Source organism: Arthrobacter sp. NicSoilC5 (assembly GCF_019977395.1).
In the GTDB taxonomy this organism is placed as follows: domain Bacteria; phylum Actinomycetota; class Actinomycetes; order Actinomycetales; family Micrococcaceae; genus Arthrobacter.
On sequence record NZ_AP024660.1, the window covers coordinates 4,661,688 to 4,678,537 of the forward strand.

Annotated in this window: 15 protein-coding genes and 1 rRNA gene; 11 read left to right on the plus strand and 5 right to left on the minus strand. The window is 67.4% G+C overall.

Features of this window, described 5'->3' with window-relative positions; translation table 11 throughout:
- Positions 1-80: 80 nt before the first annotated feature.
- The 10 genes from rrf (at position 81) to xerD (ending at position 11,049) form a co-directional block, all read left to right on the plus strand.
- Positions 81-197, plus strand: a 5S ribosomal RNA gene (rrf, locus tag LDO22_RS21605).
- A gap of 330 nt (positions 198-527) precedes the next feature.
- Positions 528-2,558 carry a tetratricopeptide repeat protein gene (locus tag LDO22_RS21610; protein WP_224025642.1) on the plus strand — a complete coding sequence of 677 codons (2,031 nt, stop codon included), beginning with the start codon at positions 528-530 and terminating at the stop codon, positions 2,556-2,558.
- A 6-nt stretch (positions 2,559-2,564) separates the two neighbouring features.
- A complete protein-coding gene (locus tag LDO22_RS21615; RefSeq protein WP_159632287.1) occupies positions 2,565-3,554 on the plus strand; it encodes an HAD-IIA family hydrolase in 990 nt (329 codons plus the stop codon).
- A gap of 9 nt (positions 3,555-3,563) precedes the next feature.
- A complete protein-coding gene (locus LDO22_RS21620) occupies positions 3,564-3,815 on the plus strand; it encodes a hypothetical protein (protein WP_159632286.1) in 252 nt (83 codons plus the stop codon).
- Positions 3,815-4,630: a TlyA family RNA methyltransferase gene (locus tag LDO22_RS21625; protein ID WP_224025643.1), complete on the plus strand. Its 816-nt coding sequence runs from the start codon at positions 3,815-3,817 to the stop codon at positions 4,628-4,630. Before LDO22_RS21620 ends, LDO22_RS21625 begins: the two co-directional genes overlap by 1 nt.
- Before the next feature lie 13 nt (positions 4,631-4,643).
- Positions 4,644-5,669, plus strand: coding sequence for an NAD kinase (locus LDO22_RS21630; protein WP_159632284.1), 1,026 nt, complete (start codon positions 4,644-4,646; stop codon positions 5,667-5,669).
- A 4-nt stretch (positions 5,670-5,673) separates the two neighbouring features.
- Positions 5,674-7,413 (plus strand): DNA repair protein RecN, encoded by a 1,740-nt coding sequence (gene recN / locus LDO22_RS21635; RefSeq protein WP_224025644.1) that lies wholly within the window; start codon positions 5,674-5,676, stop codon positions 7,411-7,413.
- Between the two features lie 135 nt (positions 7,414-7,548).
- Positions 7,549-9,324 (plus strand): CTP synthase, encoded by a 1,776-nt coding sequence (locus LDO22_RS21640; protein WP_275182028.1) that lies wholly within the window; start codon positions 7,549-7,551, stop codon positions 9,322-9,324.
- 25 nt (positions 9,325-9,349) lie between these two features.
- Positions 9,350-10,009: an NUDIX hydrolase gene (locus tag LDO22_RS21645; RefSeq protein ID WP_159632281.1), complete on the plus strand. Its 660-nt coding sequence runs from the start codon at positions 9,350-9,352 to the stop codon at positions 10,007-10,009.
- Positions 10,009-11,049 carry a site-specific tyrosine recombinase XerD gene (gene xerD / locus LDO22_RS21650; protein WP_224025645.1) on the plus strand — a complete coding sequence of 347 codons (1,041 nt, stop codon included), beginning with the start codon at positions 10,009-10,011 and terminating at the stop codon, positions 11,047-11,049. The genes LDO22_RS21645 and xerD overlap by 1 nt, the downstream gene beginning before the upstream one ends.
- A gap of 23 nt (positions 11,050-11,072) precedes the next feature.
- Here the strand turns inward: xerD and LDO22_RS21655 are convergent, their stop codons facing one another.
- Positions 11,073-11,774 (minus strand): hypothetical protein, encoded by a 702-nt coding sequence (locus tag LDO22_RS21655; protein ID WP_224025646.1) that lies wholly within the window; start codon positions 11,772-11,774, stop codon positions 11,073-11,075.
- A gap of 78 nt (positions 11,775-11,852) precedes the next feature.
- On the opposite strand from LDO22_RS21655, the gene LDO22_RS21660 reads away from it, so the two are divergent.
- Positions 11,853-12,335 (plus strand): NUDIX domain-containing protein, encoded by a 483-nt coding sequence (locus LDO22_RS21660; RefSeq protein WP_224025647.1) that lies wholly within the window; start codon positions 11,853-11,855, stop codon positions 12,333-12,335.
- Between the two features lie 83 nt (positions 12,336-12,418).
- On the opposite strand, the gene LDO22_RS21665 is transcribed toward LDO22_RS21660, so the two are convergent.
- From LDO22_RS21665 to LDO22_RS21680, 4 genes are all read right to left on the minus strand, one after another.
- Complete coding sequence (locus tag LDO22_RS21665) at positions 12,419-13,558, minus strand: bifunctional 2-methylcitrate synthase/citrate synthase (RefSeq protein WP_224025648.1); 1,140 nt, start codon at positions 13,556-13,558, stop codon at positions 12,419-12,421.
- Positions 13,559-13,619: 61 nt separating this feature from the next.
- A complete protein-coding gene (gene prpB, locus LDO22_RS21670) occupies positions 13,620-14,522 on the minus strand; it encodes a methylisocitrate lyase (RefSeq protein ID WP_159632278.1) in 903 nt (300 codons plus the stop codon).
- Positions 14,522-16,042 (minus strand): MmgE/PrpD family protein, encoded by a 1,521-nt coding sequence (locus tag LDO22_RS21675; RefSeq protein WP_224025649.1) that lies wholly within the window; start codon positions 16,040-16,042, stop codon positions 14,522-14,524. Before LDO22_RS21675 ends, prpB begins: the two co-directional genes overlap by 1 nt.
- Entirely contained in the window at positions 16,035-16,691 is a 657-nt protein-coding gene (locus tag LDO22_RS21680) for a GntR family transcriptional regulator (protein WP_159632276.1), read from the minus strand. The genes LDO22_RS21675 and LDO22_RS21680 overlap by 8 nt, the downstream gene beginning before the upstream one ends.
- Positions 16,692-16,850: the final 159 nt, after the last annotated feature.

A 16,850-nucleotide genomic window follows, 5' to 3' on the forward strand; every position in this document is an offset into this window, starting at 1 on the left:
CAACACCACCCCCTGCCCACGGGCAGGGATGTTGTAACCACAAGACTTCCCAACCCCCTGCGGGGTTCGGGTACAAGGGTTACGGCGGTCATAGCGTGGGGGAAACGCCCGGTCCCATTCCGAACCCGGAAGCTAAGACCCACAGCGCCGATGGTACTGCACCCGGGAGGGTGTGGGAGAGTAGGTCACCGCCGGAACAACTATTAATGGTCGAGGCCCCAACCACACGGTTGGGGCCTCCCACATTTAACACACAAAACACGCGGGAGCTGCCAGCGGCGTCCGGCGGGCAGAGTTCATGTCCGGCTGCCTGGTTACAGCGGGCAGCGGCTGCCGCAGGGCTGTCCCGTTGTGAAGATGGCCACGATACCCGGTCCCAGGGCCCGCACTGTCCGGGGGGATTTGGTCGCTCCACTAGAATTGATGAAGATGTACGGACTTCGAAGCGCTTGATTTCGGGTTGCGTAGGAAACGAAACGAGCGGCTGCAGTTGCGCCAGTGGTCGGCTCACAACAGGAGGAATCCACATGGCCGAGCATAACGGTGGCAACCGAGGCAACGACCGGGGCGCGTTCCGCGGCAACAACAACTCCGGCGGTGAGCCCCGCGGATTCCGGTCCCGGTCCGACCGCGACGGCAACAACTTCTCCCGCGGCGGCTCTGCCGGCGGTGGCGAGCGGAAGCCGTTCGGTGACCGTGACCGTAAGCCGTTTGGTGACCGCCCCCGTCGCGATGGCGAGGGTGACCGTCGCGGTTTTGGCGGCGGTGCCGGCGGTGGCGAGCGGAAGCCGTTCGGTGACCGTGACCGCAAGCCCTTTGGCGACCGTCCGCGCCGCGATGGCGAGGGCGACCGTCGCCAGTTCAACGACCGTGACCGTAAGCCGTTTGGTGACCGTCCGCGCCGCGATGGCGAGGGTGAGCGTCGTGGTTTTGGCGGCGGTGCCGGCGGTGGCGACCGTAAGCCCTTTGGCGACCGTCCGCGCCGCGATGGCGAGGGCGACCGCCGTGGTTTTGGCGGCGGTGCCGGCGGTGGCGACCGTAAGCCCTTTGGCGACCGTCCGCGCCGCGATGGCGAGGGTGACCGCCGCGGTTTTGGCGGCGGTGCGGGCGGTGGCGAGCGGAAGCCGTTCGGTGATCGTGACCGTAAGCCGTTTGGTGACCGTCCCCGTCGCGATGGCGAGGGTGATCGCCGAGGTTTTGGCGGCGGTGACCGTGACCGTAAGCCGTTTGGTGACCGTCCCCGCCGCGATGGCGAGGGTGATCGCCGAGGTTTCGCTGGCGGTGACCGTGACCGTGACCGCAAGCCGTTTGGTGACCGTCCGCGCCGCGACGGCGAAGGCGATCGCCGTGGTTTTGGCGGCGGCGATAACCGCAAGCCGTTCGGAGACCGGCAGGACCGGGCTCCCCGCAGCTTCGACCGCGGTGACTCCCGCGCCGAGTCCGGCCGTGGCGCCGGCCCCCGCAGCTTTGGCCGCGATCGCCAGGAAGACCGTCCTGTCCGCGTGCCCAACGCCGCTGACCTCCGCAGTGCCAACCGCCCGGACCGGGAACGCTCACCCGAAATCGATGAAGACGTCACGGGTAAAGAACTGGACCGCGCCACCCAGCACCAGATCAAGACCCTCGAAGCCAAGAGCTCGGAATGGGTGGCCCGCCACCTGGTGATGGCCGGCCGCCTCATCGATGACGAGCCGGAGCTTGCCTTCCAGCACGCCCTGGCAGCCAGCCGCCGCGGCGGCCGGCTCGCCGCTGTCCGGGAAGCCGTTGGCCTGACAGCCTACGCCGCCGGGCACTACGGTGAGGCGCTCCGCGAGTTCCGCACCTTCCGCCGTATCAGTGGTTCAAACGTCCACCTCCCCATCATGGCGGACTGCGAGCGTGGCCTGGGACGCCCCGACCGTGCCCTGGATGTGGCGCGCTCTGAGGAAGCCCAGGACCTGGATGCCCCCGGCAAGGTGGAACTGGCAATCGTCGCCGCCGGTGCGCGCACCGACCTGGGCCAGCTTGACGCGGCAGTAGCCGAACTTGAAATCCCGCAGCTGGACATGAACCGCGCGTTCTCCTACAGCCCGCGCCTCTTCCGCGCCTACGCCGATGCGCTGGCTGCGGTGGGACGCGAAGACGAGTCGCAGAAGTGGAGCCGTCAGGCCGTCGTGGCAGAATATGCCCTGGGCGTGGGCGCTGACGAAGAACCCGAAATCATCGACCTCGGCTGGGACGAGGAAGAGGAAGCCCGGGAAGAGGCAGAACGCCGGCGGATGCTGGACCGCGCCTCCAAGGGCGCTGGGCCCGAAACGCCCGCAGCAGGTTCCACGGAGGCAGCTTCCGGGAGCGCCCGCGCAGCCGAGGCGAAGTCCTCACAGGACAGCAGCATCGACGACCAGGATGCCGACTACTTCGTTTCCGACGACGCAGAATCGGACCAGGACTCGGTGGAACACGACGAGCTCCACTCCGTGCCCGCGGACGACGCCGGTGCTGATGATGCCAGCGCAGACGACACCGCTGCCCAGGACAACGCTGGCACTGAGCACGACGAAGACCGCCGGGAAGACTGAACACCGATGAGCGATGTTTCCCTGGTTTCCCGCTTCGACGCACTCCTCGCCGACCTGGACGGCGTGGTCTACGCCGGGCCCCACGCCATTCCCGGAGCTGTTGAGTCGCTGAAGCAGCTTTCCGGGCTGGGCATTGGCCTGGGCTATGTCACCAACAACGCCTCCCGGTCACCGGCGGAAGTGGCCGCGCATCTCCGTGAGTTGGGTGCACCGGCTGAGGACAATCAGGTGGTCAGTTCATCCCAGGCGGCGGCCGAGCTGCTCGCCTCGATGCTGGCTCCGGGGTCAAGGATCCTCATCACCGGCAGTCCGGCCCTCGCCCGCGAAATTGAGCTGGCGGGCCTGGTGCCGGTGGCCGGCCAGGATGAGGACCCGGTCGCCGTGGTCCAGGGTTTCAGCCCCGCCATTGGCTGGAAGGACCTGGCGGAAGCCACCTATGTGGTGAACGCCGGTGCCCTCTGGGTGGCCACCAACACGGACATGTCCATTCCCCAGGCGCGCGGCATCGCTCCTGGAAACGGCACCCTGGTGGCGGCGGTCGCTGCGGCCACCGGGCAGCAGCCGAAAGTCGCGGGTAAGCCGGAAGCGCCGCTTTTCCATTCGGCCGCCAAGCGGCTTGGCGCCGGGCGCCCCCTGGTGGTGGGCGACCGGCTGGACACGGACATCCTGGGCGGCAACAACGCCGGCTTCGCCACCGTGGCCGTGCTGACCGGCGTCGACACGCGCGAGACCATCCTGGCGGCCCGCGCCGCGGAACGTCCCGCGTACATCATCGAAAACCTTACGGACCTGCACCGGCCATACCCGGAGATAACGCACGACGACGGCACTTACACGTGCGGGCAGTCGACGGCGCGCGTGGCCAACGGAGCAGTGGGCATCATTGGCAGCCAGGACGACCTCAACTCGTGGCGCGCGGCGTGTGCCGCATGGTGGGCCGGGACGCCTGACGCGTCAACCCCGCAGGCGCCCAAGCTGGTGTGGCTGGATCACTAGACTGGTTCTATGACCGAGCTGACCGAACCGGACCATCCGACAGACCAGCCGGCCCCGGAGTGGCCCCAGGCCCCCGGGCAGGACATCAGGGATCCGCAGGTGGCACAGGCCACCGCCAGGCTTCTGGACCTGCCCGGCCTTCCGGCAGCGGAGCACGAAGCCGTTTACAACGTGCTGCACGATGAACTGCTGGCCGCCCTCAACAGCGAACCCGCAGACAGCGGTCCCACAGGCAGCGAAAAGACCGGCGGGGCCGCCTGATGCCGGTACGCCTCGACCAGGCATTGGTGGCCCGCGGACTGGCCAGGTCCCGGACGCACGCAGCCTCGCTGATTGCCGAGGGCAAGGTCCGTTCCGGCGGCCAGGTCCTTGCCAAGGCCTCCCTGCAGGTTGACGACAGCCGGGACCTGGCCGTCGAACATGATGACCAAGACACCTACGCCAGCCGTGCCGGGCACAAGCTGGCCGGCGCCCTGGACGCATTCCCGGACGTTTCGGCCCAAGGCAAAAGGTGCCTCGACGCCGGTGCCTCCACCGGCGGCTTCACGGACGTCCTGCTGAGGCGCGGGGCCGCACACGTGGTGGCGGTCGACGTCGGGCACGGCCAGCTGGTGCCGCACCTCCGGGACGACCCCCGCGTGGAGGTCCACGAGGGCATGAACGTCCGGTACATGGCGCCCGCGGACATCGGCGGGCCGGCCGCCCTGACCGTCGCCGACCTCTCCTTCATCTCCCTCACCCTCGTGGTGCAGCCGCTGGCTGACTGCACGGAGCCCGGCGGCGACCTGGTGCTGATGGTCAAGCCACAGTTCGAGATCGGCAAGGACCGCCTGGGCCGCACCGGCGTGGTGACGTCGGAGCGCGAGCGGCGGATGGCCGTGGAGAAGGTGGCCAGGGCGGCGCTCGACGCCGGCCTGGACCTGTGCGGCCTTGCGGCCAGTCCGCTGCCCGGACAGGACGGAAACGTCGAATACTTCCTGTGGATAAAACGCAGGATCACCCAAGACTTGCCTAAGATCGAAGAGCGTGAGGCAGCAGCTGCTGCTTTGCTCGGACAAATCTGGCCGAACCACTAGAGAGCGGAACCTGATGAGCAGGCGTGTACTGGTCCTTGCCCACACCGGCCGCGAGGAGTCACTGAAAGCCGCCTGGGAGGCCTGCGCCCTGCTGCATGCTTCAGGCATGGTCCCCGTGATGCAGGAGTCCGAACTGGGCGACATGGAACGGTTCTTCGGGCACCTGGCCCAGCCGGTGGAGGTGCTCCACGACCACGTCCAGCTGCCCGATGTGGAACTGGTCATGGTCCTTGGCGGCGATGGAACCATCCTCCGGGCCGCTGAGCTGGTCCGCGAGGTGGACGTGCCGCTGCTGGGCGTGAACCTGGGCCATGTGGGCTTCCTGGCTGAAAGCGAGCGGGCGGACCTTGCCCAGACCGTGGAGTGGATTGCCAGCCGCGAGTACACCGTTGAAGAGCGGATGACCATCGATGTCCAGGTCTGGGTCCGCGGCCAGAAGATTTGGCACACCTGGGCTTTAAACGAGGCCGCCATCGAGAAAGCCAACAGGGAACGGATGCTCGAGGTGGTGACCGAGGTGGACGAGCGACCGCTGACGTCCTTCGGCTCCGACGGCATCGTGCTGGCCACCCCCACGGGCTCCACGGCCTACGCGTTCTCCGCCGGTGGTCCCGTGGTGTGGCCGGAGGTGGAGGCGCTGGTGATCGTGCCCATCAGCGCACATGCGCTCTTCGCCAAGCCCCTGGTCGTATCGCCCCGGTCCAGGCTCGCTGTTGAGGTGCTGGGACGCACCGACGCCCAGGGTGTCCTGTGGTGCGATGGCCGGCGCTCGGTGGACCTGCCGCCGGGCGCCCGCGTGGAAGTGACCAAATCGGCCACCCCGGTCCGGCTGGCCCGCACCCACCAGACCCCCTTCTCGGCCCGCCTGGTCCGCAAGTTCGAGCTGCCCATCCATGGCTGGCGCGGTCCGGTGCCCAAGTCCGATGCCGTGCACACCGGCCCCATTCCCATTGTGCGGACGCCACGGCCCATGCCGCCGCTGCCGGTACCGCATGCGGAGAACCCGGGCAGCGATCCCGATCCGTCGACTGCGAAGTGAAGCCATGCTTGAAGAACTGAGAATCCGCGACCTCGGCGTCATCACCGACGCAACGCTTCCGCTCGGCCCTGGACTGAGCGTGGTGACCGGCGAAACCGGTGCGGGCAAGACCATGGTGGTCACCGCCGTCGGACTGCTCCTGGGGGCGCGTTCCGATGCCGGCGCCGTCCGGAGCGGCGCAAAAAGTGCCACCGCGGAAGCGGTGCTCAAGCTCGACGCCGGACATCCGGCCATCGCCCGTGCGCTTGATGCCGGTGCCGAAGCCGAGGAGTTCGACGGCGGCGCCGAGCTCATCCTGGCGCGCCGCCTGGGTGCGGACGGCCGCAGCCGTGCGTTCCTCGGTGGGCGGGCTGCGCCGGTGGGCGTCCTGGCCGAGATCGGCGAATCGCTGGTGGTGGTGCACGGCCAGTCGGACCAGATCAGGCTCAAGAGCGCCACGGCCCAGCGGGAAGCCCTGGACAAGTTCGCCGGGGACAGCCTGGCCGGCCCGCTGTCCGCGTACCAGGAGCTGTACAGCAGGTGGAAGGCCAGCCAGGCAGAACTGGACAGCCTGCGGAGCGCCGCACGGGACAGGCTCCGCGAAGCCGAATCCCTGGAGGCCGCCCTGGCCGAAATCGACGAGGTGGATCCGCAGCCGGGGGAGGACGAGCTCCTGAAGGCCGAGGCCGTCAAGCTCGCCAACGTTGAGGAACTGCGGATTGCCGCCAGCACGGCACACCAGGCCCTCATCGCCGAGGACTTCGGCGAGACCGGTGACGCCACCACCCTGGTGGATTCCGCCAAACGTACCCTGGAACATGTGGCCGAGCACGACGCCGAACTCGGTTCCGCCGCGGCGCGGCTGGCGGAAGTGGGCTTCCTGCTCAACGACATCGCCACCGAACTGGCCAGCTACCAGGCCGGCCTGGACTCGGAGGGCCCGGAACGGCTCGCCGAGATTGAGGACCGGCGGGCAGCCCTGGCCAAGCTGGTCCGCAAATACGCCCCAACCATCGACGAACTGCTGGAGTGGGCCGAAAAGGCCCGCGTCCGGTACGACGAGCTGCAGGACGACTCCTCCCGCATCGAAGCCCTGGACGCGGAGGTGGTCCGCGCCGAAGCAGAACTCACCAAGCAGTCGGCAGCCATCAGCAAGATCCGGGCCAAGGCCGCCAAGGACCTCTCTGCCCGGGTCAGTGCCGAGCTGAAGGCCCTGGCCATGGCCGACGCCACCCTGGTGATCAATCTTGAGCCCTCCGGGCAGCTGGGCCCCCACGGCGCGGACGAGATCACCTTCCTGCTGCAGCCGCACTCCGGAGCCCCGGCCCGGCCCCTGGGCAAAGGCGCCTCCGGTGGTGAACTGTCCCGGGTGATGCTTGCCATCGAGGTGGTGCTCGCCGCCGTCGACCCCGTCCCCACGTTTGTGTTCGACGAGGTCGACGCCGGTGTGGGCGGACGCGCCGCCGTCGAGATCGGCCGCCGGCTGGCCATGCTGGCACGCCACGTCCAGGTGCTGGTGGTCACGCACCTTCCCCAGGTGGCCGCCTTTGCCGACCAGCACATCACCGTGACCAAAACGTCCGTCAGGGGAGCCGACGGCGGCACCGCCACCGGCTTCACCTCCAGTGACGTCCGCCTCCTTGACGGGCCGGAACGGGTGCGTGAACTCGCCCGCATGCTGGCCGGGCAGGAAGACTCCGAGTCCGCCCAGGCCCACGCCCAGGAACTGCTGGACGACGCCAAACTCCTGCCACAGCGGGCCTGACGCGGCAAAAAGCGGGGGGAGCGGGCCGGTTGGCCGTCGACTATCCGGATGGAGGCCTCTTGATTCAGCGGCCCCATCCCAGCAGACTGGAACGCTTGGGTGCAGGTTCGGCCCGATCCGTGGAAGGCTCAATTGATGATAGGCTCGAATTCCGTGGTGCAGCGATCAAATTCCCGTGTAAATTCCCGGTTCCCGGGCTCCTCCAAGATGACCAAGCACATCTTCGTCACCGGCGGTGTGGCGTCCTCACTCGGTAAGGGACTGACGGCCTCCAGCCTCGGTCACCTGCTCCGGGCACGCGGCCTGTCCGTCACGATGCAGAAGCTCGATCCCTACCTGAATGTGGATCCGGGCACGATGAACCCCTTCCAGCACGGTGAGGTCTTCGTCACTGACGATGGCGCCGAAACGGACCTGGACATCGGGCACTACGAGCGCTTCCTCGATGAGAACCTTGAAGGTTCCGCGAACGTGACCACCGGCCAGGTCTACTCCACCGTGATCGCCAAGGAACGGCGTGGCGAATACCTCGGCGACACCGTCCAGGTCATCCCGCACATCACGGACGAGATCAAGCGCCGCATGCGGCTGCCTGCTGAAGGCAAGAACGCCCCCGACGTCATCATCACCGAAATCGGCGGCACCGTTGGCGACATCGAGTCCCAGCCGTTCCTCGAATCGGCCCGACAGGTCCGCCAGGACGTGGGACGCGGCAACGTCTTCTTCGTGCACGTGTCACTGGTCCCGTACATCGGACCGTCGCAGGAACTGAAGACCAAGCCCACCCAGCACTCGGTGGCGGCCCTGCGCTCCATCGGTATCCAGCCCGAAGCCATCGTCATCCGCTCCGACCGCGAGATCCCCGAAGCCATGCGCGCCAAGATCGGCCGCATGTGCGACGTCGACCTCGAAGCCGTCATCGGCTGCCCGGACGCCCCCAGCATCTACGACATCCCCAAGACCCTGCACGCCCAGGGCCTGGACTCCTACATCGTCCGTGCCCTGGACCTGCCGTTCAAGGACGTGGACTGGACCAGCTGGGACCGCCTCCTGGAGGCCGTCCACAACCCCAAGCACCAGGTCGAAATCGCCCTGGTGGGCAAGTACATCGACCTTCCGGACGCCTACCTCTCGGTGACTGAAGCCCTGCGTGCCGGCGGCTTCGCCAATGAGGCCAAGGTCAAGATCCGTTGGGTCCCTTCGGACGAGTGCGAGACCCGTGAGGGTGCCATCAAGGCGCTCGACGGCGTGGACGCCATCTGCGTGCCGGGCGGTTTCGGTATCCGTGGCCTCGAAGGCAAGCTGGGCGCCCTCAAGTTCGCCCGCGAGACCAAGCTGCCTGTGCTGGGCCTGTGCCTTGGCCTGCAGTGCATGGTCATCGAGTACGCCCGCAACGTGGTGGGCATGGAAGGTGCTTCCTCCAGCGAGTTCGAGCCGGATTCCAAGTACCCGGTCATCGCCACCATGGAGGAGCAGCTGGAGTTCGTGGAAGGCGGTGGCGACCTGGGCGGCACCATGCGCCTTGGCCTCTACGAAGCCAAGCTGGACGAGGGCTCGGTCATCGCCGGTACCTACGGCAAGACCACGGTCAGCGAACGCCACCGGCACCGCTACGAGGTCAACAACAAGTACCGCCAGCAGATTGCCGAGAAGGGCCTGGTCTTCTCCGGCACCTCCCCGGACGGCAGGCTCGTCGAATTCGTTGAGCTGCCGGCCGACGTCCACCCGTACTACGTGGCGACGCAGGCGCACCCCGAACTGAGTTCGCGGCCCACCCGCCCGCACCCGCTGTTCACCGGACTGGTCAAGGCGGCCCTGGATCACCAGAACGCGAACCACCAGGGTGCCGCCGACACGGACGCTGCCGCGGCAGGGGAGCCTGCAGCATCGGGTAGCGTTACCGCTAAGTAGTCAATAGAACAAAAAGGACGGCGCGATGCCTGGTACACCTGAAGCCACCCCTGCAAAACAGGTTTCGGATGCACCAAGCCCGCGCCGTCTTTTGTCTACGGAGAAGGTCTACCAGGGCCGGATCTGGGACGTCGTCAGTGACACCTTCCAGCTCTCCGAGTCCGGGGACGCCCTGACCCGTGACTACATCGACCACCCGGGTGCTGTCGCCGTCCTGCCCATGAACGGCGAAGGTCAGATCCTGCTGCTGAAGCAGTACCGGCATCCCGTCGGCATGGACCTTTGGGAAGTCCCCGCGGGACTGCTGGACGTCGAAGGCGAAGACTTCGTGGTGGGGGCGGCGCGGGAACTCGCTGAGGAAGCGGACCTGGCGGCCGGAACATGGAACGTCCTGGCCGATGTCTTCAATTCCCCCGGATCCTCGAGCGAAGCCATCCGGATCTATCTGGCCCGTGACCTCACCGAGGTGCCGCACCACGAGCGCCACGAGCGGACGGACGAGGAAGCGGAGATCGAGTTCCACTGGATCAGCCTGGACGATGCCGTGGCTTCTGTCCTGGCAGGCCGCCTGCACAACCCGTCCGCCGTCGTCGGGATCCTTGCCGCTGCTGCGGCCCGGGCCGGCAACTATGAAGGGCTTCGTCCCGCCGACGCCCCTTGGCCCGCACACCCCAGCCAGCGCTGATGGTTCCGGGTCCCTCGGCTGAAGCGGCTCCGGAGGTCGAACAGGCTCCGAACCCCGGCGCTGCAAACGGTGCCGCCTTGGCCGGTGCTGCCCCGCCCGGAATACCGGCCGCGATCGAACGCGGAATCACCGATTACCTCCAGCATGTTGGCGTGGAGCGGGGGCTTGCCGCGAACACGCTGGCAGCCTACCGGCGGGACCTCGCCCGCTACGCCCGCTACCTCGCCGCCGCAGGCTGCACACGTCCAGGCGACATCACCCGGCACCACGTCACCGGCTACGTCCGCGCCCTTTCGGACGGTTCCGACGGCGGGTCCACCCTTGGGGTGCGGTCCGCCGCCAGGACCGCGGTGGCTGTCCGGGGGCTGCACAAGTTCTGGGCCCTGGAGGGCCACACAACGGCGGATCCGGCCAGCGAGGTACACCCGCCGATGGCCGGCAAGCGGCTCCCCAAAGCCATCAGCGTCGATGAGGTGACCCGCATCCTCGAAGCGGCCGGAACCGATACCGCCACCGGGCTGAGGGACCGCGCCCTGCTCGAATTCCTCTATTCCACGGGGGCCAGGATCAGCGAAGCGGTGGGACTGGACGTTGACGATATCTCCCTTGCCGAACCGGGAGCGGGGCCCGCGATCGTCCGCCTGTTCGGCAAGGGATCGAAGGAACGCCTGGTGCCGCTGGGCTCCTACGGGGCCCGGGCGCTCGATGCCTACCTGGTCCGCGGGCGCCCGCTGCTGGCCGCCAAGGGAAAGGGCACGCCCGCGCTGTTCCTTAATGCCCGCGGCGGGCGGATCAGCCGCCAGAGTGCCTGGACCATCCTGAAGGCGGCGGCGGAGAAGGCCAACATCACCCGCGATGTTTCGCCGCACACGCTTCGGCATTCATTCGCCACCCACCTGCTCGAAGGCGGCGCCGACGTCCGTGTGGTGCAGGAGCTGCTTGGCCATGCGTCGGTGACCACCACCCAGGTGTACACACTGGTCACTGCGGATACACTCCGCGAGATCTACGCCGCGGCACACCCGCGGGCACTGGGCTAGCCCGCGGGCGGGCGGGCGGGGGATCATTCCATCACGTTGAGCGTCAGTTCCAGTCCGCTGAGGACCAGGGCCAGGAGAGTAGTGCCGAGCCCGGCCACCAGGAGCAGGCCCGGGTGGGCGAGGCCAATGACCACCCTCCGGAGTTCCGGGGAACGTCGCAGGAACCTTGCCGGGACGCGCGAATTCCCAGGCGCCTGGTGCCAGCCGCGGAGGCGGGCAAGGAACCAGGCGCAACGCACGATCAGGGCCATCCACAGCACAGACACAACCAACGGCACGGCGGCCACGAGGAGATTCAGGCCGAGCGAGGTGACTGCCCGCTCCGATTCACCTGCAAGCGCCTGGACCGTGGTTGAAACCGAGGCGCTGGCCACCACCGAGATGCCCCAGACCAGGAAAGCGGCCGTCAACGCCAGGAACCGCACGAAGAAGTGTGCCAGCACGGACTCTCCCGCGGGCCGCAGGTATGTGCGTGGAGTGGCATGCAGGACGGCCACCGTGCAGCCCAGGGTGGGCAGTGCGGCCATCCCCACGCACGCGTACCAGGCCCAGCCGGCCAGGTCCAGGTATTCGTCGGCGAGGATCAGCAACGCCCACGCTCCGGTCCACAGCCATCCGGCATACAGCGGACTCTTTACCAGCCAGCCAGGCAACCGGACGGTGCTGCGTCCCGGAGGCCGGACTCCCGGAGCGGGCGTGGACTGTTCCCCGCCTTCCGTGTTCATGGGGCTCACTGTAGCAACGGGCACCGGAGCGCGGCACCGCACCGCTGTACGGGGCCGGCGCCACGTTAAGCTGGAGCAATGACCGCAGCCGCTGTGACCCTATGCTTCCTTCTCCGTGACGGGGAAGACGGGGCCGAAGTCCTCCTGGGACTCAAGCAAACCGGGTTCGGCAAAGGCAAGATCGTAGGCATCGGCGGCCACGTTGAGCCGGGGGAGACCGACGCGGAGGCCGTGATCAGGGAAGTCCTTGAAGAGACCGGGGTGGTGCTGCAGGCGGAGGACTTGGCGGATGCCGGATCGGTCCACTTCCTTTTTCCCGCCCGCCCGGAATGGAACATGAAGACCACGCTGTTCACCGCCCGTACCTGGGAGGGCGAACCGGAACCCAGCGACGAGATCCTGCCCGAGTGGTTCCCGGTGGACACCCTCCCGGTGGACCGCATGTGGCAGGACGCGGACCACTGGCTGCCCGTGGTGCTGGAGGGCCGCAGGGTGAACGTAGTGGTCACCATGCACACTGACAACGAGACCGTCGCGTCATCCCGCAGCCTCCTGGGCTGACGCGGCAAACTCCAGGTTGTTAAAAGCCGACGGCGGGCCAGGCACCGCAGTGCCCGCCCGCCGTCGGACGTTCCAACCAAACCCTAGGCCAGGTGCCGTTCCTCCACCCCGTTGTACTCGCTCAACGGGCGGATCAGCGAGTTGGCGTCCAACTGCTCCATGATGTGCGCGGTCCAGCCGGTGATCCGGCTGGCCACGAACAGGGGGGTGAACGTGGGGGTGTCGAAGCCCATCAGGTGGTAGGTGGGCCCCGCCGGGTAGTCAAGGTTCGGCTTGATGGCCTTGGCTTCGTCCATCGCCGTTTCCAGGCCGTTGTACAGCCCCAGCAGTTCGGGGCGGCCGTAGTGGGCAATCATTTTGTCCAGGGCGGCCTTCATGGTGGGGACCCGGGAGTCGCCGTGCTTGTAGACGCGGTGGCCGAAGCCCATGACCTTCTTCTTCTGGGCCAGGGCATCCTCCATCCAGGCCTTCGCCCGCGCCGCAGCCTCCTCGAGGGACTCCTCCTGCCGGATGCCGATCTCGTCGAAGGTATGCATTACGGCTTCGTTCGCCCCGCCGTGCAGCGGACCCTTCAGGGCCCCGATGGCTCCGGTTACCGCTGAGTGCAGGTCCGAGAGCGTCGAGGTGATGACGCGTGCGGTGAACGTGGACGCGTTGAAGGAGTGCTCGGCGTAGAGGATCATCGAGACGTTGAAGGCATCCACCACCTCGGGCACCTGTTCCTCGCCGAAGGCCATCCACAGGAAGTTCGCCGAATAGCCCAGGTCATCGCGCGGCTCCACGAGCTCCTGGCCGTGGCGGCGGCGCTGGTCGTAGGCCACCACTGCGGGCATGGCGGCGAACAGGTCCACCGCTTTGGCCATGTTGGCCTCCCGCGACGAGTCCTCCGCCTGCGGGTGCCGGGCACCCATCACCGAGGCCGCGGTCCGGCAGACATCCATCGGGTGCGAGGTCACCGGCAAGGCGTCGATGACCTGCTTGACCACGGGGTCAAGGGCACGTCCGGCACGTTCCCGCGCGGTGAACTCCGCGAGCTGCTCTTTTGTGGGCAGTTCGCCGTTCCACAGCAGGTAGGCCACTTCCTCGAAGCTGCAGCGGGCGGCCAGCTCCTGGACCGGGTAGCCGCGGTAGAGCAGCGAGTTGGTGTCCGGGTTGACCTTCGAAACCGCGGTGTAATCCACCACGACGCCGGCGAGGCCCTTTTTGATCTCATTTTCAGCCATGCTGAAACTCCTTTGTTCCTAACGCCTGTTGACCGGCCGGGGCCGGCAGTCCGGTGGGGTGTCAGACTCCGGGGATCCGGAAGTTGAACACCCCGGTGTCAAAGTGGTTGTAGGCCTCATAGTCAACGAGGTCGTAGAGCCGGGCACGGGTCAGCATGTTTGGAACCTGTGCCTCCTGGGTGCCGTCGGATTTGATCGATTCCAGAGTACGCTCAGCAGCGCCCATGGCACTACGGAGCAGCGTTACCGGGTAGATGACCATGTTGACGCCCACGCCCGCCAGTTCATCCACGGTGAAGAGCGCGCTCTTGCCGAACTCGGTCATGTTGGCCAGGATCGGCACGTCCACCGCGTCCCGGATGGCCTTGAACTCGCTCAGGTCCTTCATGGCCTCGGGGAAGATTGCATCCGCGCCGGCTTCAACCAGGGCCTTGGCTCGCTGCTGCGCCGCCTCCAGTCCATCGGTGGCCCGGATGTCGGTACGGGCCATGATGAGGAAGTTCGGGTCCCGGCGGGCGTCGGCGGCGGCCCGGATCCGCTTGGTGGCAGTATCCAGGTCCACCACGTTCTTGCCGTCCAGGTGGCCGCAGCGCTTGGGGTTGAACTGGTCTTCGATGTGGCAGCCGGCCAGGCCGGCGTTTTCCAGTTCCTGCACGGTGCGGGCCACGTTCATCGGTTCACCGAACCCGGTGTCGGCGTCGACGATCGAGGGAAGGTCCGTCATGCGGGCAATCTGGCCCGCACGGGTGGCCACCTCTGTCAGCGTGGTCAGGCCGATGTCCGGCAGGCCCAGGTCGTTGGCCAGGACGGCGCCGGAGATGTAGACGCCGGCGAAGCCCTTCTCCTCGATCAGGCGGGCGGAGAGCGGGTTGAAGGCGCCGGGGAACTGCTGGATGGTCCCGGAGGCCAGCAGTTCCCGGAACCGGATCCGCTTCTGTTCCGGGGTTGTCTTTGAGTACAGCATCAGAAGAGTCCCTTCGGTGCCGCCGCGAGGTCGATCACGCCGGGGGCGGCGGTGATGTTCAGCTGGTCCAGCTCGCCGGCGGCGAGTTCGGGGAGGCGTTCGACGGCGGCGAGGAACCTTTCGATTTCAGCCTCTTCCACCAGGCCGGCGGCCAGCGTGCGGAACTTGTTCACGTACTGTTCCCGGGCGAACGGCCGGGCGCCCAGCGGGTGCGCGTCGGCCACGGCGATCTGGTCCGTGATGACGGTGCCGTCCTTGAGCGTGATCTCCACGGAACCGCCGAAGGCCTTCTCGGCGATGTCCAGGGAGTGGTAGCGGCGGGTCCATTCCGCGTCTTCCACCGTGGTGACCTTGTGCCACAGCTCCACGGTGTCCGGACGCGCGGCGCGCTCCGGGGCGTAGGAGTCCACGTGGTGCCAGGCGCCGTCCTGCAGCGCCACCGTGAAGATGTAGGGGATGGAGTGGTCCAGGGTCTCGCGGCTGGCGGTGGGGCTGTACTTCTGCGGATCGTTCGCGCCCGAGCCGATCACGTAGTGCGTGTGGTGGCTGGTCTTGATCAGCACGGACTCGACGTTGGCCGGGTCGGTGACCTCCGGGTGCTCACCGTGGAGCTTGCGGGCCAGGTCGATCCAGGCCTGCGCCTGGTACTCGGCGGAGTGCTCCTTGGTGTAGGTGTCCAGGATGGCACGCTTGGCTTCGCCCGGAGTGGGGAGCGGGACCATGTAGGAGGCGTCCGGGCCGTCGAGCATCCAGGCGATGACGCCGTCCTCGCCCTCGTAAATCGGCACGGGTGAGGTCTGGCCCCGCATGGCCCGGTCCGCGGACTCGACGGCCATTTTGCCGGCAAACGCCGGGGCGTGCGCCTTCCAGGTGGAGATCTCGCCCTTGCGGGACTGCCGGGTTGCGGTGGTGGTGTGCAGCGCCTGGCCCACCGACTGGAAGATCGTCTCGACGTCGAGGCCCAGCAGGGTGCCGATGCCGGCGGCGGCGGAGGGGCCGAGGTGGGCGACGTGGTCGATCTTGTGCTTGTGCAGGCAGATGGCCTTGACCAGGTTGACCTGGATTTCGTAGCCGGTGGCGATGCCGCGGATGAGGTCGTGCCCGCTGGACCCAACGTGTTGGGCCACGGCGAGGATCGGGGGAATGTTGTCACCGGGGTGGGAGTAGTCGGCGGCGAGGAAGGTGTCGTGGTAGTCGAGTTCCCGTACGGCCACGCCGTTGGCCCAGGCAGCCCATTCCGGTGCAACCCGTTCCTCGATGCCGAAGACCTTGGAGCCCTTGCCTCCGGTGCTGGGACCATGGGTGAGCGCCTGGGCCCGGGCAGCGACGATCGGGGCGCGGTTCAGGGAAGCAATGGCCACCGAGGCGTTGTCGATGACGCGGTTGATGACCATGTCGGTGACTTCGTCGGAGACGGCGACGGGATCGGCCGCGACCTGGGCGATCTTGTAGGCGAGCTGGTCCTCGCGGGGCAGGTTCTCTTCGCTCTTGTAGACGCGGACGTGGTGTTCCTTAACCATGGTGCTCCTTCGGGTGGGATGCGTGGGTTGCTTTGACGTGGGAGAGGCTTCGGTGCAGGTGGACGATCGTCGCCGCCTCAGCGAGCTTCGGGTTGCCGGCTGCGATGGCCTCCGCGATGGCGGCGTGTTCGGCCGCTGCGGCGGTGAGGCGGCGGGCGTCGTCCGCTGCAAGCCGGCGGATCCGGACCAGGTGCACGCGCAGGCTTCGCATGGCCTGGGCCAGGTAGGAGTTGGAGATGGCGGCGTCGATGGCGGCGTCCAGCCGGCCCACCAGTTCGTAATAGTCATGCAGGGCGGGGTCCCCGCCGCTGATCAGCGCGGGGGCATTGAGCAGTTCGCGCTGCAGCTGCTCGAACGTGGCAGCGTCCCCTCGCCGGGCAGCCAGGGCGGCGGCCTTGCCCTCAAGGGTTTCGCGCAGTTCGAACAGTTCGTCGATGTCCTCGAGGGAGATGTCGGTGACCACGACGCCGCGGCCGCCTGCCGTCGTCAGCCCCTCTGCCGTCAGGCGGCCCAGTGCTTCACGGAGCGGTGTGCGCGACACACCAAGGCGTTCGGACTGTTCCACCTCGGCCAGGACAGTACCGGGAGCGAGGCGCCATTCGATGATGTCGTCCCGCAGGGCCGCGTAGGCCTTGTCGCTGGCGCGCATGCAGTTCTCCTTCCTCGGTGACAGCATCAGTGTATACACAAGAGGCGTCGGATTACAGCAAAAGGGGAAAATATTCGGATTCCATCCAATTTCTGTATACATAACCCTTGTGGCGGGCGCACTCTGCCCGCTACCATGAGCTGCATCACAACGTCGTGG

What these genes read in the sequence shown, in the direction of transcription:
- LDO22_RS21640 (WP_275182028.1), top strand. Translation starts at nt 7,549, where the DNA reads ATGATAGGCTCGAATTCCGTGGTGCAGCGATCAAATTCCCGTGTAAAT.
- LDO22_RS21675 (WP_224025649.1), bottom strand. Translation starts at nt 16,042, where the DNA reads ATGGTTAAGGAACACCACGTCCGCGTCTACAAGAGCGAAGAGAACCTG.
- LDO22_RS21620 (WP_159632286.1), top strand. Translation starts at nt 3,564, where the DNA reads ATGACCGAGCTGACCGAACCGGACCATCCGACAGACCAGCCGGCCCCG.
- LDO22_RS21615 (WP_159632287.1), top strand. Translation starts at nt 2,565, where the DNA reads ATGAGCGATGTTTCCCTGGTTTCCCGCTTCGACGCACTCCTCGCCGAC.
- LDO22_RS21630 (WP_159632284.1), top strand. Translation starts at nt 4,644, where the DNA reads ATGAGCAGGCGTGTACTGGTCCTTGCCCACACCGGCCGCGAGGAGTCA.
- LDO22_RS21625 (WP_224025643.1), top strand. Translation starts at nt 3,815, where the DNA reads ATGCCGGTACGCCTCGACCAGGCATTGGTGGCCCGCGGACTGGCCAGG.
- LDO22_RS21645 (WP_159632281.1), top strand. Translation starts at nt 9,350, where the DNA reads ATGCCTGGTACACCTGAAGCCACCCCTGCAAAACAGGTTTCGGATGCA.
- xerD (WP_224025645.1), top strand. Translation starts at nt 10,009, where the DNA reads ATGGTTCCGGGTCCCTCGGCTGAAGCGGCTCCGGAGGTCGAACAGGCT.
- LDO22_RS21660 (WP_224025647.1), top strand. Translation starts at nt 11,853, where the DNA reads ATGACCGCAGCCGCTGTGACCCTATGCTTCCTTCTCCGTGACGGGGAA.
- LDO22_RS21680 (WP_159632276.1), bottom strand. Translation starts at nt 16,691, where the DNA reads ATGCGCGCCAGCGACAAGGCCTACGCGGCCCTGCGGGACGACATCATC.
- LDO22_RS21610 (WP_224025642.1), top strand. Translation starts at nt 528, where the DNA reads ATGGCCGAGCATAACGGTGGCAACCGAGGCAACGACCGGGGCGCGTTC.
- recN (WP_224025644.1), top strand. Translation starts at nt 5,674, where the DNA reads ATGCTTGAAGAACTGAGAATCCGCGACCTCGGCGTCATCACCGACGCA.
- prpB (WP_159632278.1), bottom strand. Translation starts at nt 14,522, where the DNA reads ATGCTGTACTCAAAGACAACCCCGGAACAGAAGCGGATCCGGTTCCGG.
- LDO22_RS21655 (WP_224025646.1), bottom strand. Translation starts at nt 11,774, where the DNA reads ATGAACACGGAAGGCGGGGAACAGTCCACGCCCGCTCCGGGAGTCCGG.
- LDO22_RS21665 (WP_224025648.1), bottom strand. Translation starts at nt 13,558, where the DNA reads ATGGCTGAAAATGAGATCAAAAAGGGCCTCGCCGGCGTCGTGGTGGAT.